13 protein-coding genes are annotated in these 14,196 nt (G+C 66.7%); 5 read left to right on the forward strand and 8 right to left on the reverse strand.

The annotated features are described in order from the left end of the window. Positions 1–15 precede the first annotated feature (15 nt). A complete protein-coding gene (locus tag HZF03_RS15095) occupies positions 16–996 on the forward strand; it encodes an NADPH:quinone oxidoreductase family protein (RefSeq protein ID WP_119018232.1) in 981 nt (326 codons plus the stop codon). 134 nt (positions 997–1,130) lie between these two features. Here HZF03_RS15095 and HZF03_RS15100 read toward each other — a convergent pair whose 3' ends face one another. The 5 genes from HZF03_RS15100 to HZF03_RS15120 form a co-directional block, all read right to left on the reverse strand. Continuing rightward, complete coding sequence (locus tag HZF03_RS15100) at positions 1,131–1,610, reverse strand: DUF3833 family protein (RefSeq protein ID WP_012496470.1); 480 nt, start codon at positions 1,608–1,610, stop codon at positions 1,131–1,133. Between the two features lie 133 nt (positions 1,611–1,743). After that, the gene (locus HZF03_RS15105) at positions 1,744–2,040 is read right to left on the reverse strand and encodes a hypothetical protein (protein WP_011158539.1); all 297 of its coding nucleotides are present in this window, start codon (positions 2,038–2,040) and stop codon (positions 1,744–1,746) included. A 325-nt stretch (positions 2,041–2,365) separates the two neighbouring features. Beyond that, on the reverse strand, positions 2,366–2,938 hold the full coding sequence (locus HZF03_RS15110) for a DUF4142 domain-containing protein (protein ID WP_119018243.1): 573 nt from the start codon (positions 2,936–2,938) through the stop codon (positions 2,366–2,368). 141 nt (positions 2,939–3,079) lie between these two features. Continuing rightward, positions 3,080–3,733: a trimeric intracellular cation channel family protein gene (locus HZF03_RS15115; RefSeq protein WP_011158541.1), complete on the reverse strand. Its 654-nt coding sequence runs from the start codon at positions 3,731–3,733 to the stop codon at positions 3,080–3,082. A 132-nt stretch (positions 3,734–3,865) separates the two neighbouring features. Then, positions 3,866–4,744 (reverse strand): LysR family transcriptional regulator, encoded by an 879-nt coding sequence (locus HZF03_RS15120; RefSeq protein WP_104511657.1) that lies wholly within the window; start codon positions 4,742–4,744, stop codon positions 3,866–3,868. Between the two features lie 109 nt (positions 4,745–4,853). On the opposite strand from HZF03_RS15120, the gene HZF03_RS15125 reads away from it, so the two are divergent. The 4 genes from HZF03_RS15125 (at position 4,854) to dapA (ending at position 10,246) form a co-directional block, all read left to right on the forward strand. After that, positions 4,854–6,425, forward strand: coding sequence for a proton-conducting transporter transmembrane domain-containing protein (locus tag HZF03_RS15125; RefSeq protein ID WP_119018231.1), 1,572 nt, complete (start codon positions 4,854–4,856; stop codon positions 6,423–6,425). Positions 6,426–6,446: 21 nt separating this feature from the next. Beyond that, positions 6,447–8,873, forward strand: a complete 2,427-nt coding sequence (locus tag HZF03_RS15130) for a YbcC family protein (RefSeq protein WP_119018230.1) — start codon at positions 6,447–6,449, stop codon at positions 8,871–8,873. 185 nt (positions 8,874–9,058) lie between these two features. Then, a complete protein-coding gene (locus HZF03_RS15135) occupies positions 9,059–9,319 on the forward strand; it encodes a hypothetical protein (RefSeq protein WP_119018229.1) in 261 nt (86 codons plus the stop codon). Positions 9,320–9,322: 3 nt separating this feature from the next. After that, positions 9,323–10,246 (forward strand): 4-hydroxy-tetrahydrodipicolinate synthase, encoded by a 924-nt coding sequence (gene dapA / locus HZF03_RS15140; RefSeq protein ID WP_119018228.1) that lies wholly within the window; start codon positions 9,323–9,325, stop codon positions 10,244–10,246. A gap of 31 nt (positions 10,247–10,277) precedes the next feature. On the opposite strand, the gene HZF03_RS15145 is transcribed toward dapA, so the two are convergent. From HZF03_RS15145 to HZF03_RS15155, 3 genes are read right to left on the reverse strand one after another with little or no spacing between them, the layout of a single operon-like run. Further along, complete coding sequence (locus HZF03_RS15145; RefSeq protein ID WP_119018227.1) at positions 10,278–10,724, reverse strand: PTS sugar transporter subunit IIA; 447 nt, start codon at positions 10,722–10,724, stop codon at positions 10,278–10,280. 23 nt (positions 10,725–10,747) lie between these two features. Beyond that, complete coding sequence (locus HZF03_RS15150) at positions 10,748–11,440, reverse strand: response regulator transcription factor (protein ID WP_041809891.1); 693 nt, start codon at positions 11,438–11,440, stop codon at positions 10,748–10,750. Beyond that, complete coding sequence (locus HZF03_RS15155) at positions 11,437–14,160, reverse strand: sensor histidine kinase (protein ID WP_012496479.1); 2,724 nt, start codon at positions 14,158–14,160, stop codon at positions 11,437–11,439. The genes HZF03_RS15150 and HZF03_RS15155 overlap by 4 nt, the downstream gene beginning before the upstream one ends. Positions 14,161–14,196: the final 36 nt, after the last annotated feature.

The following is a 14,196-nucleotide window of genomic DNA, read 5'->3' on the forward strand; positions in this document are numbered from 1 at the left end:
GCTCCCGAGCCCCTGATGAAAGCCGTCGTCGTCGACGACTATGCCGCGATCGATCAGGTCGCCTTGAAACAGATCGCGCGGCCGGCGGTGATGCCGGGATCGGTGCGGGTCCGGGTTCAGGCGGTCGGCATCGGCTTCGTCGACGGCCTTAAGGTGCAGGGCCGCTATCAGACCAAGGATCCGCTGCCGTTCATTCCCGGCACGGAATTCGCCGGCGTGATCGACGCGGTCGGCGACGGCGTGGCCAACTACGCGGCCGGGCAGATGGTGATGGGGATGGCGCGCTCCGGTGCGCTCGCCGAATACATCGTGGTGCCGGCCGAGGCGGTGGCGCCGCTGCCCGACGGCGTCTCGCCGGAAGAAGGCGCCTCGTTCCGGGCCAACTACCTCACCGCGTATTACGCGCTGGCCGAGCGCGCCAAGCTGCAGCGGAACGAGATCCTACTGGTCCTCGGCGCCGCCGGCGGCGTCGGCACCGCCGCGATCCAGATCGGCAAGCTGCTTGGCGCCCGCGTCATCGCCGGCGCGTCGACCGCGCAGAAGCGCGACTTCGCGCTGAAACTCGGCGCCGACGCCGTGATCGACTACACCCAGCCGGACTGGCGCGACACCTTCAAGGCGCTGTCTGGCGGCCACGGCGCCGACGTGATCTTCGATCCGATCGGCGGGCCGGTCGCTGTCGAAGCGTTTCGCTCGATCGCCTGGAACGGCCGGCACATCGTCGTGGGTTTTGCCGCTGGCGCCATCCCGGCCCTGCCGTTCAATCTGCCGCTACTCAAAGGCGGCAGCTTGCTCGGCGTCGACCTCGCCCAGCTGCCGCGGCGCGAACCGGATGTGCTGGCGCGCTGCACCGCGGAGCTGTCGCGGTTGCTCGCCAGCGGCGCGCTGAAGCCGGCGATCGTCTCGGCATTTGCGCTGGAGGATTTCCGCGCCGCGTTCACCGCCCTCGCCGGCCGCGACGCGCTCGGCAAGGTGGTGGTGCGGATCGCGCCGTAGCGGGCTTGGTCGATTGATTGCGAAGAGCCTGACAGAGCCGGGGCACGGCGAAGGATAAATAGCACCCTGCCCTACATGGTTCGAGACGGCGCTGCGCGCCGCCTCACCTTAAGGGTGTGCGTGTCGTGACGGGCTCAGGAAATCTTGCGATAGGTCACGTGCCCTGTGGCGAACGGCAGGCCGAGGCGGCCGGCCGATCCGCGGACGATGCAGGCGTTGGGCTCGATCAGATAGAACCAATCATCGAAGTTGAGCTTGGTTGAGCTACCATCCGGCTGCGGCGTATCGCGGGTGTAGCGCCAGTTGAACGCGCATCCAGCCTGATCGCCTTCGGCAGCGTCATCGACGCGCGGTTCGGCACCGCTGTAGCGGCCGGGGCCAAGCTTGCGAATGGTCCATTTCAGGGTGTCGCGGTAGCCGTCGTCGAACCGATAGGTCTCGCTGAACGACACCGTCTGCGCCGCCGCATCCCAGCGGCCTTCGGCCTGGATCGTCGCGCGCTTCTGCAAGCCGCCGACGAGACTTTCCAGCACGGCCCAGCCCTCGAGCCGACCGTTGAAGAACTGCTCGGGCAAGAACACCGGAACGGTGTCCTCGAAATCCTTGATCGACATCGGCCTCTCCATCAACGGGTGGGACAAACCCGTCCTGGTGACGCCGGTTCCTTCGGGAAGGCGCGACGGAAGCGCTGTGAGGCGATCTGCCGCGGTCAAGGCCGCTCCTTGACGGAGCGGCCTCCGCGCGTTGTTACCAGCCGCGATTGCCGAAGCTCAGACCGATACCCGGGCCGCCGCGATCACTATCACCCCGATAGCCGCGACGCTCGTAGCCGCGGCCGTAGCCTTCGCGATAGCCTCGTTGCACATAGCGCGGGCCGCCGCCACCGCTGCGCCAGCACCGGCCGGACTCGTTGCAGATCATACGGACATGCTCGGCCGAGACCGGCGCGGTCGCACCGGCAGAGCCGGCCTGGATCGGGGCCGCAGCCGCGACCGTCGTGAGCAAAGCACCGGCGGCAACAGATAGCAGAATGGTCTTGATCATGATTGATCTCCAAGGTCGTCGTTGAACGGATGTTGGGCAATGAACGGATGTTCGAGGCCGGCTTCTGAGTGAACCGCGTGTCGGCGGTTGGACGTGGTGCGTGCTTCGACGGCGGCAAGTGTGGTTGAAGCCAAGCTTTGCTGTCGGAGCACGGCAGTCCTGTTGGAGGCGGACGGTTCAAACCGTCGTGCCAATCAGCAGAAGCCGGAGATGTGTGGAATTTCCGCACGCCTGTTACGTGCATCGAGCTAATCGCCGCAGCCCTCGAAGGTTCCTGAAAGGCGGGAATTTGCACCGGCGAGCGCAGCCGGAGCAAATCAAGCGATCACTTCGGCGCGGGCGACGAGCCGACTGTCGGCGCGCCGGCCTTTGCCGGGCCGAGCTTCTGCGCCATCTCCAGATGATGCTTGAGTACGGGCAGCGTCTCCCCGGCCCATTGCTTCAGCGCGGGAAGATCGCCATTGCTGGCGTAGCTCTGAAACAGCGCCACCGCCTTCTGGTGCGCCTCCACCTGCTGGGCCGCATAGGTCGCGACAAAGTCGTCGCCGTTGCTGGCGCTCAGCTTGTCAAGCAGCGCCTGGTGCGGGGCATCGAGCTGGCTCGGCACATCGACCTTGAGACTGTCACGAACGATCAGGCGACGGACGTCGCCGGAGGTCTTGCCGTGGTCCTGCAGCATCTGATTGGCGAATTGCTGCTGGGCTTCGTTGCCACGGGCGAGCGCGAGCCGTGCCGAGGCGGTCTCGAACAGATCCGAGATCGCCACCCGCTGAATGAAGCTCTCGGTCGCGGCGCTGAGCGGCGCCTGTGAGGTGGTGGTGGTCGACGATGCCGGCGTTTGGGCGATGGCCGGGCTGGCCAGGAGGATGCAGCTCAGCAATACGAGGGCGCGCTTCATGTCGATCTCTCCTGTGATCCGGTCCGGATGCAATTGCGAGAGGAAGGATCGACGATCCGTCCGCGCCGCGATGATCCGACCAAACCCGCGGATCGACCGTCCGTTCCTCCACAGCCGCAGGCGCGCGACGGCGACGGTGCGCTAACCGCCGTCCTGTGGCGGCGGCTTGACCGGGTCGCCCGCCTCATCGAGCTTCGCGACCGGCAGCCGCCAGCCGCGGCGGATCGCAGTGACGCGAAGCGCAAAGCAGGCCAGCAAGGCGGCCGCCGTGACCGGTGCGGCGGGGAGTTGCAGCATCTGCCCGACCACCACGATCGCCGCCGCGATCAGTGCCGCGACCGCATACAGCTCGGCGCGCAGCACGGTCGGGATCTCGGCGAGTAGCAGGTCGCGTGCCATGCCGCCGCCGATCCCGGTGACCACGCCGAGCGCGACCGCCGTCACTGGGCTGAGCCCATGCGCCAACGCCTTGCTGGCGCCGGTCACCGCAAACAGCGCCAGCCCGGCGGCGTCGAGCATCAGGATCGCGCTGCGCATCCGCACCACCACCGGCACTAGGTAGAACGTGACGAGGCCGGCCAGCAGTGACACCCCGAGATAGCGCCAGTCCGCCACCGCGACCGGCGGCACCGCACCGATCAGCACGTCGCGAGTGATGCCGCCGGCATTGCCGGCCGCGAACGCCAGCACCAGCACGCCGAACAGATCGAGCCGCCGCCGCGCCCCGGCCACCGCGCCGCTGAGTGCGAACACGAAAGTTCCCGCCAGATCGAGAACGATCGGAAGCTTATCCATGATCTCTAGCTCTCCGCTCGCGGCAGGTCGTCGGACACTACCCGGCCGCACTTCCGCAGCGGCGCGACCTTAGCGCCAATCGGTTGATGATTGATTCTGGAGCCGAGTCGCATTGCCATGCGTCATCCCCGGCTAGATCTTCTTCGCCCGCAGCAGTTTGGTGAGCACCGGATTGGGAAAGCGCCGCTCGATCGTCACCGCGTAGAAGGTCTCGACGATGCCGGCGAGCTGCTCGGCTTCGATCAGCCGGCCGTCGTCGAGCTCGTCCTTGACCACGATCGGCGGCAGCACGGCGAGGCCGAGATCTTCGCGCGCCAGCAGACGCATCATCGCCATGTCCTCGACCTCGGCGGCAATCTGCGGCCGGATCCCGAGCCGCGCCACCAGCGCGTCGAAGCCCATCCGGATGCTGCTGCCCGCGGTCGGCACGATCACCGGATGGCCGCGCAGCCGGTCTTCGAGACTTCCCTTCCGCCGCAGCCGGGCGCGGGTCCCGATCAGGCTGACCGAGCGCTCGGCCAGCCGGTGGACCACTAGGCGGTTGACGCTATCGCGCGCCGGGGCGTGGTTGATCAGCACCACATCGAGGCTCAGCGCCGCGAGCAGTTGCAGCAGCTCCGCCGCACTGCCCGAGCGCAGGATCAGTTCGACGTCGGGCCGGCCGAGCACCGGTCGCAGAAACGCCATCTGGAAGTTGCGCGACAGCGTCGCCAGCGCCCCCACCCGCAGCGCCTGTCGCGCCACCCCGGTGTTGCGCAGCGTATCGATCAGCTCTTCACCGGTGGCGAAAATCGCGTCGGCATGATCGAGGGTGATGCGGCCGGCTTCGGTGAGATGCAGTTGCCGGCCCCGGCGCTCGAACAGCGCGTGGCCGATCCGCTCCTCGAGTTTGCGGATCTGCACCGACAGCGCCGACTGCGTCAGGTTCAGCCGCTGCGCCGTGCGGGTCAGATTGCCGTCATGCGCGACTGCCCAGAAGTAGCGCAGATGGTTGTAGTTGAGCGCGTTCATCGTTCGATTTTAGCGAACGTAAATGCGAAAACAATGCATTTTCTTTGATCCGGCCGCGGGTCTATCCCGGCGACGAAACTCTTCATCGCCGCATCCGGAGAACAGCCTCGTGCCCCTTGATCTGCAGCCGCTCGCCGCACCGCTGCCCCTGCTGATCGCCGCCGCGCTCGCCTTTGCGCGAGCTGGTCGACGCCCGCCGCTGGTGCCAGCGCTGGCCGAGGCCGCGGCATTGCTGGCCTTCCTCATCACCGCCGGTGCGCTCGCGGTGCTGATCATGGTCGGCCCCGCGACGAGCCCGCTGATCGGCCTTGCCGGCGTTGGCCTGTCGGCGCGGCTCGATGCAGTCAGCGCCCCCATGCTGCTCTTGGTCGGGTTCGTCGGCTGGATCGTGGTGCGCTACGCGCGGACGTATCTCGACGGCGAGGCGCACCAGGGCGCATTTCTTGGCTGGCTGTGCACGGCGATCGCCGCGGTGCTGCTGCTGGTGCAATCAGGCAACCTGGTGCAGCTCGCCGCGTGCTGGATCGCCACCAGCGAGTGTCTGCACCGGCTGCTGCTGTTCTATCCGAACCGCGCCACGGCGCAGCGGGCCGCACGCAAGAAGCGGCTATTCGCCAGCATCGGCGCGGCCGCGATGCTCGGCGGCGTGGCGCTGCTCGCGAACGCGTATCACACCACGGATATTGCGACCATCAATGCCACCGCCCGAGCGGGCGATGCACCCGCCGCAGCGATGATCGCGACCGCACTGCTGGCCCTGGCGGCACTCCTGAAGTCGGCGCAATTCCCAACGCACGGCTGGCTCACCGAAGTGATGGAAGCGCCGACGCCGGTGTCGGCGCTGCTGCATGCCGGCGTGATCAATGCCGGCGGCTTCCTGCTGATCCGCTTCGCCGATCTGATGATGACGGTGCCCGGCGTGCTCGCGGTGCTGGCGATGGTCGGCGGCTTCACCGCGCTGTTCGGCGCACTGGTGATGCTGACCCAGCCGGCGGTGAAGACCTCGCTGGCATGGTCCACCGTGGCGCAGATGGGCTTCATGATGCTGGAATGCGGTCTGGCGCTGTTTCCGCTGGCGCTGCTGCACATCGTCGCCCACTCGCTTTACAAGGCGCACGCCTTCCTCGCCTCCGGCGGCGCGGTTGAACAGATCGTGGCGATCCGGCGGCCCGGCTCGATCGCGGTGCCGAGCGGCACGGCCGTGGCGCGGGCCTTCCTGGCGGCACTGGCGATCTACGTGGCGATCGGCGCCGGCTTCGGCTTGGTGCTCGGGTTCGATCACAAGCCGCCGCAGTCGCTAGCGCTCGGCGCCATCCTGGTGTTCGGCGTCGCATATCTGCTCGCGCAGGGGCTGGCCGACGCCGCGCCGCGGCTCTTGACCCGCCGCACCGCGATCTACTCCGCCGCGACCGCCGCCGGTTACTTCGCTCTGCAGACAACCGCCGAATGGCTGACCTCCGGCACACTGCCGCCGCCGCTCGCGCCCGGCCGGCTGGAATGGACGCTGATATCGCTGGCGGTGCTCAGCTTCGGCGGCATCGCCATCGCCCAGGCGCTGTTTCCGCTGTGGACCTCGCACCCGGCGACTGCAGGCCTGCGCGTCCACCTGTCGAACGGCCTCTACATCAACGCCGCCCTCGATCGCCTGCTGAGCGGCTGGTCCGCCCGCGCCACCTCGTGATCCGGCCGAAGGAGTCCGCCGATGCTGATGACTAAGCCCCCCGTCCCGCAGCTCAACCTCACCGTCGTACGCGAGGCGGCCGAACGCGCCGCCCGCGCTATCCCGCCGCTGTGGCCGCTGGAATCGAGCGTCGCGGTCAACCCGTTCCTCGGTCAGATCGGCGAGCCGCTCGCGGTCGCGGCCGCACGGCTGCGCCGCGTCGCCGGCGCCGCAGTGACGATGCCACGCGCCTGGTACGCCGAGCGGATCGCCTCCGGCAAGCTTAGCGACGTCGACCTTGCCGCTGCAATCGACGCCGCACCTCCGACCACACGTCCGCTGACGATCGCCGACCTAAAGCGGGCTGCGCAGATGGAAATCGCTCCGCCGCAGGCGCTGCCGACCGTCTCCGAGCTTGCGAGCGCCGTCTCGGGCCTCGATTGGACCGGCTTCGTCGCCGAGCGCATCAGCGCCTGGGCGAGTAGTTACTTCGATCGTGGCCAGGCGCTGTGGGCCGCACCGATGGGGCCGAACGCATATGCGGCCTGGCGGCTGACCGCCACTCACGACCTGACGCCGGAGATCTTCGGCCTCACCGGCTTTGCGGCGGACGTCGCTGCCGCTCCGGAATCGGCGGATGCGGCGCTGATCCGCGCCGTGGAGCAGCTTGGCCTGAGCGAAGCTGCATCGGAGAGCTACTTCCATCGCCTGCTGATCAGTCTCGGCGGCTGGGCCCAGCTTGCACGCTACCGGCTGTGGCAGGCGGAGCTTGCCGGGAGCACCGATACCGCGGTGACCGATCTCATCGCCATCCGTGCAGTGTGGGATTCTACCCTGTTGCGCAAGTACCAGCCCCAGATCGCTGCGGAATGGACCGATGCGATCAATGGCTACGCGCAGCCGCTGCAGCCGACCGAAGACGATCACATCAACGCCATCCTGCAGGATGCGGTCGAACGCGCCGCGCAGCGGAAGCTTCAAACCGTGTTGGCGGCTTCAGCGCAGCCGAAGCTGGATGGACGTCCGGCGCTGCAAATGGCGTTCTGCATCGATGTTCGCTCCGAGCCGTTCCGGCGCGCACTGGAAAGTCTCGATCCGCGCCTCCGCACGCTCGGCTTCGGCGGCTTCTTTGGCCTTCCGATCGCGCATCGGCGGTTCGCGTCCGACGTCGTCGAAGCCCGCCTGCCGGTGCTGTTGCCGCCGCGTGTCACCACCAGCTGCAGCGGACAAACGCACGCGCACGAGGCGAACGACCGCGCGAAGCGTGTCGCCGCGCGCGCCAAGCGCGCCTGGGGCCGCTTCAAGCTGGCAGCGATCTCGTCCTTTGCCTTTGTCGAGTCGATGGGGCCGATCTATGTCGCCAAGCTGCTCAGCGACGGCCTGAGGTCCGGTACGCGCAAGACCAACGCTGACCCGGCGCCGCAGTTTGATCCGCCGCTCGCTCTCGGCGCTCGGGTCGATACGGCCGAGGCCGTTCTGAGAGCCATGTCGCTGACGGGTCCGTTCGCGCCGCTGGTTCTGATCGCCGGGCATGGTGCCAGCGTCGTCAACAATCCGCACGCCAGTGCGCTGCATTGTGGAGCCTGCGGCGGTTTCCCCGGCGACGTCAATGCGCGGCTGCTCGCCGGACTGCTCAACGACCCAGAGGTCCGTACAGCGCTGGCCGGTCGCGACATCGCGATCCCAGCCGATACGTTATTCGTCGGCGCACTGCATGACACCACCACGGACGCAGTGACGCTGTATGATGCCGACCATCCCTCGCCGGCCCACGCTGCGGACCTCGCGCAGACGCGGGACTGGCTCGCCACCGCCGGGGCGCTGACGCGGAGCGAGCGGGCGTTGCGGCTGCCACGGGCGGCGACGGGCGGCGCGATTGCGCGGCGGGCGCGCGATTGGGCCGAGGTCCGCCCCGAATGGGCGCTCGCCGGCTGCCGGGCCTTCATCGCCGCGCCGCGGTCCCACACCAGCGGTCGTGACCTTCAGGGGCAAGCCTTCCTGCACGACTATGACTGGCGCAAGGATATTGATTTCTCGGTGCTCGAGCTGATCCTCACCGCGCCAGTGGTGGTCGCGAGCTGGATCAGCCTGCAGTACTACGGCTCCACCGTCGCGCCGGAAACGTTCGGCGCCGGCAACAAGCTGCTGCACAACGTCACCGGCGGGATCGGCGTGGTTGAAGGCAATGGCGGCCTGCTGCGCGCCGGCTTGCCGTGGCAGTCGGTGCACGATGGCGAACGCTTGGTCCACCAGCCGCTGCGACTGTCGGTGTTGATCGAGGCCCCGCATGAGGCGATCAGCACCATCCTCGATCGCCACCCGGAGGTGCGTGCGCTGTTCGACAACAGATGGCTGCACCTGTTCGCGCTCGACGATAACGGTCGGATGCACTGGCGCTACGTTGGCGACGGCGGTTGGGAGCGTGCCGACAATCCTCCCACCAACCAATGCGTCGCATCTCTCGAGTAGACCGCGTGTCATCTGCTCCGCACTGAAAGCCGGGCAGATCCACTTATGCGGTACCTATGACGTGATGCCAGGTCTCGTCTCGCAATCCTACGGGGGAGGACCGAGATTTCCGTCGTCATCGAAGCCGCCGGTAGGCCCCTTCGGACGACGGCTTCGATGAATAAAAAACACATAGGACCTCTCCCATGCAAAACATCGAACCTCCCTCGTGTGGCGTTGAACAGAACATCGTGCTGATTGGCAAAGACGGGCTGAATCGCTGGGTGGCCCGCGAGCAGAATGGACGCTTCGGCGGCCTGTTCGTGAGCCGCGCGCACGCCATCAAGTTCGCTCTGTCCGAACTGGGACGGAGCCCTCATGCCATCATCGACATCTCCCAGCCCGCAATCCTCGACGTCTTCACGTCATCTCGAGCCGCATCGACCGCAGCCCAGCTCGCGGCCTGACCGATGGCCAAGCCCTGCTCAACGACCGATCGGCTGACCGGCTATATCCCCGATCTGCCAACACCGTTCGACGAAGCCGGCGACATCGATCTGGTCTCACTGGCTCGCTTGATCGAGCGGGCGATCAGTTCGGGCGCATCTGCGGTTGTGATCTGCGGAACCGCCGGCGAGGCATCAACACTCACACCAGCCGAGCAGACAGCCGTTATCCGCGAGGCGGTCGAGATCGCAGGCAGACGGATCAAAGTCATCGCCGGCGCCGGCTCGAACGCGACGAGCCAGGCGATCGAACTGGCAGCGCGGGCGCAATCCGCCGGTGCGGACGCCGTTCTTTCGGTCGTGCCCTACTACAACAAGCCGACGCAGGACGGCATTCACGCACACTTCGACGCCATCGGTCGCGCGATCGAACTGCCGGTCCTGCTTCACGATGTCCCCTCTCGCACCGCTCGTCCTCTGGCAGACGATACGATCGTCCGCCTTGCACGATCCGGTCGGTTCACGGGCCTGGTCGACGGCTCGGGCGACGTGCTGCGGCCGCTTCGGCTTCGGCCCCGGTTACCAGCCGGTTTTCAAATGCTGTCCGGCGACGACACAACGTCCTTTGGATTTCTTGCGAGCGGCGGCGACGGGGCGGTCTCAGAGGTGGCCAACATTGCCTCCGACCTTTGCCGCACGATTCACACCTATTGCCGCCAAGGCCGCCTGCAATCGGCGCGCTATCTCCAGAAGCGTCTGCTACCGCTGGCATCCAGCCTCGATCAGGACTCGCCTGCGTCTCTCAAATACGCGCTGAATTTGCTCGGTCTGATCCGGCCCGATACACGCCTGCCGATCGTCCCGCTGGCTGGCGATTCCGCCGCGCATCTTGCCGCCGTGTTGGCAGCAATGGCCGACGAGGATCTCGCCGAAACGATTGGCGCGTGATCAGGGTATCTTGCCGGCACGCGCAAACGCTTCACGCACGCGTCAACATCTGGAACGCCGTCGAGGCATCCGCCGCCGTGCGTAGCTCGCGGGCAATCGCCTGCTGCCGCAGATGCCGCGCGACCGAGGCCAACAGCGGCAGCTGCTCGCGGCTCGATGACGCCGGCAACAACAGGAGAAACACCAGGTCGACCGGCTTGCCATCGATCGCATCGAAATCGATCGGCCGCTGCAGTCGGGCGAACAGAGCGAACGGCTGAGCTAATTCTTCGAAGCGCGCGTGCGGAATAGCTACGCCATCGCCGACGCCGGTCGAGCCGAGACGCTCGCGCTCCAGCAGCCGCCCGGACAGCAAGCCCTGCGACAGGGCAACCGTCTTCGAAGCGATCGACGACAGTTCGCTGATGAGCTGCGCCCTGTCGGAGCAGCGCAAACCCACGACGACGTGCGCCGGGAGCAGAATATCCCCAATGACCATAGCGTTTCCGGGTGGATGTCGTTCTAGTTCGGTGCCTTCAGGCGATAGCCAATCCCAGTTTCCGTCAGCAGGTACTGCGGACGCTCGGGATCTGGCTCGATCTTCTGCCGAAGCTGGCGAACATACACCCGCAGATACTGCGCATCGGTGAGTTCGTCCCACAATTCGTGCAGGAGAAACTTGTGCGTCAACACCTTGCCGGCGTGTTGCACCAGCACGCGCAGCAGGTCGTATTCCTTCGGCGACAGCTTCACGTCCTTGTCGGCGAGCTTGACGATCCGCCGCACCAGATCGACGGACAGGTCTCCGACGCGGAATACTGGACGCTCGCCCTGCACCTGAAGCTGGTGCCGCAGCGCGGCGCGCAGCCGCGCGAGCAGCTCGTCCATGCCGAACGGCTTGGTGACGTAGTCGTCGGCACCGAGATCGAGCGCTTCGACCTTGCCCGCTTCGTCACCACGGCTCGACAGCACGACGATCGGAACGGATTCGCTGCGCGCGCGGATCTGCCGGAGCAGCTCGTGGCCGGGCAGATCTGGCAGTCCAAGATCGAGCACCACCAGATCCGGCGGCGTATTCGCCATCGCCTGCAGCGCGAGCTTGCCGTTGCTGGCCTCGATCACCTCGTAACCCTGACTGCCAAGGCCCATCCTCAGCAGCTTCCTGATCGGCGGTTCGTCGTCGATGATCAGAACTTTAATCGGCATGGCGGTCACGCTGCACTGATCAGGGCATCGCCACGCGATGCGACGGGGAGACGGATAGTCATCGCGGCACCGCTACGATCGGATCGATTGCCGGCCGACAATCGCCCGCCCATGGCCTCGATGAAACCTCGTGCGATCGCCAGTCCGAGGCCAGTACCGGGCCTTATATGATCGCCTTTCCGCACGCGATAAAACTTATCGAACACGGTTTCCAGTTCGGCAGGCGGAATGCCCTCGCCTTCGTCGCGCACTTGAAGCTCAACCTGACCACCGCTCTGCGCGGCGCGAAGCTGGATGGCACTGCCGGCCGGCGCGTATTTCGCTGCGTTGTCGAGCAGGTTGAACAGCGCCTGTTCGAACAGCACCGGATCGACCTCGATCAGCGGCAGATCATGCCCGAGATCCAGCTTGACCGTATGCTGCGCCAGGATCGACGTCGCGCGCCGCAGCGTGGCGCCGACCAGTTCGCCGAGATCGTGCGCCGCGCTGTTCGGAACCACAGCGCCAGACTCCAGTTTGGTCATGTCCAGCAGGTTGGCGATGAAGCGGTTGAGGCGTTCGGATTCCTCGACGATGGTGCCGATCAGTTCGGTTCGTTGCGCGTCGCTCAGATGCGGCGCCAGATCCCGCATCGTGGTTGCCGCGCCGAGGACCGCGGCCAGCGGAGTCTTCAGGTCGTGCGAAATCGACGTCAACAACGCCTGCCGCAACCGGTCGGACTCGGCATCGCGCTTGACCCGATCCATGTCCTCGACCAGATGCACCCGCTCGATCGCCAGCGCCCCCTGATCGGTCAGTGCGTCGAGCAGGCGGCGCTGGTCCGGCGTCAGCAAGGCACCGGCGCGATCATCATCGATCCCGATCACGCCGATCGGTCCGCGTCCGGTCCGCATCGGCAGAAACAAACGTTTGGCACCGGGCAAGGTGTCGGAGCCTCGCCCTGCCACTCGATCGTTCTCCCAAGCCCAATTCGCCGCCGCGAGATCGGCCGGATCCAGCTGATCTTCCGGCGGATAGCCGGCCTTGACGGCGATGCGGCCCTGTTCGGGGAGCAGCAACACTACCCGGACCTTCAGCATCAGCGCGATCTGATACGCGGTCGCCCACAGCACGTCGTCGAGCGCGGCGGTGCCGGCGAGCTTCCGGCTGAAGGCGTACAGCGACTCTGTCGTCCGCACCCGCTGCGCCGCGGCGGTCGCCTGGGCGCGAACACGCCCGGCGAGGTTCGAGACCAGGATCGCGATCAACATGAAGAAGAAGAACGCGACGATGTTGGTCGGATCGGTGATGGTGAAAGTATAGACCGGCGGAAGAAAGAAAAAGTTGTAGCACAGCGACGCGACGACGCTGGCGAGCAGCGAGGGCCCCAGCCCGTAGCGTACCGCGACGCCGACCACCGCGGTGAGAAACACCAGATCGACGTTTTCGATGCTGAAGAACGGTTCGATCAGCTTGGCGACGCCGAGCCCGATCCCGACCAGCACCAGCGCCATCGGATACGGCCACGGGTTGAACGGCTCCGTTCCCTCGGCCGGGCGCAGCGAACCGGTCTGGCTTTCCTCGATCGAGACCGCGGTACCGGTCATGACGTGGATCGAGATGTTGCCGGAGCCGCGCACCAGCTCGTGGACCGTCGAGCCGCGCAGAGCTTCGTACCAGAACGATCGCGGCGCCTTGCCAACCACGATCTGGGTAATGTTGTTGGCGCGCGCGAACGCCAGAATGTCGTGCGCCAGACTGCGATCGCCGCCGGGGATCGCCAGCGCTTCGCCGCCCAGCGCCTCGGCCAGACGCAGCGTATCGGCGAGCCGATCGCGCTGCTGCTCGGTCAGCGACAGGCTGCGACGCGTCTCGATATTGATCGCCGTCCAGGGCGCACGCAGCCGGTCCGCGAGCCGTTTGGTGTAGCGGACCAGCCCCTGCGAGCGCTGATCGTGGCTGACGCACACCAGCACGCGCTCGCCCGCCGCCCATGGCCCGGGGATCGCATTGGCCTGCATGTGCGACAGCAGCTGCTCGTCGACCCGCTCGGCGGTCCGCCGCAGCGCCAGTTCGCGCAGTGCGGTCAGGTTGCCCGGTGAGAAGTAGTGCTCCAGCGCGCGCTCGGCCTGCTTCGGCACATAGACCTTGCCTTCCTTCAGACGCTGGATCAGGTCGTCCGGCGTCAGGTCGACCAACTCGATCGCATCGGCCCGCTCGAACGCCGAATCCGGGACGGTCTCCCGCACCCGGACCGTGGTGATCTGCGCGACGACGTCGTTCAGGCTTTCGATGTGCTGAATGTTGACTGCGGTGTAGACGTCGATGCCGTTGGCCAGCAGTTCCAACACGTCGAGATAGCGCTTGGGATGGCGGCTGCCCGGGGCGTTGCTGTGGGCAAGCTCGTCGACGATGGCGAGCTGCGGCCGCCTGGCGAGCACCGCATCGAGGTCCATCTCTTCGAGAACCTGCCCTTTGTAAGGAATGCGCCGGCGCGGCACGGTCTCCAGGCCGGCAAGCAAGGCCTCGGTCTCGGCACGACCGTGGGTCTCGGCATAGCCGATCACCACATCGACCCCGGCCTTGGCGCGGGCGTGCGCGCTCTGCAGCATGGCGTAAGTCTTCCCGACGCCAGGCGCGGCCCCAAGGAAGACCTTGAGCCGGCCCGTGCCGGGCTCCTGCCGCCTCGCCTGTTCAAGCAAGGCGTCCGGAGAGGGTCGCGACGGCGGCTCAACGCGCGGATCAGGCATGGGAGAAATATATCCGACCGCAACAGCCTCGCCTAG

The sequence above is a fragment of the Rhodopseudomonas palustris genome (genome assembly GCF_013415845.1).
In the GTDB taxonomy this organism is placed as follows: domain Bacteria; phylum Pseudomonadota; class Alphaproteobacteria; order Rhizobiales; family Xanthobacteraceae; genus Rhodopseudomonas; species Rhodopseudomonas palustris_F.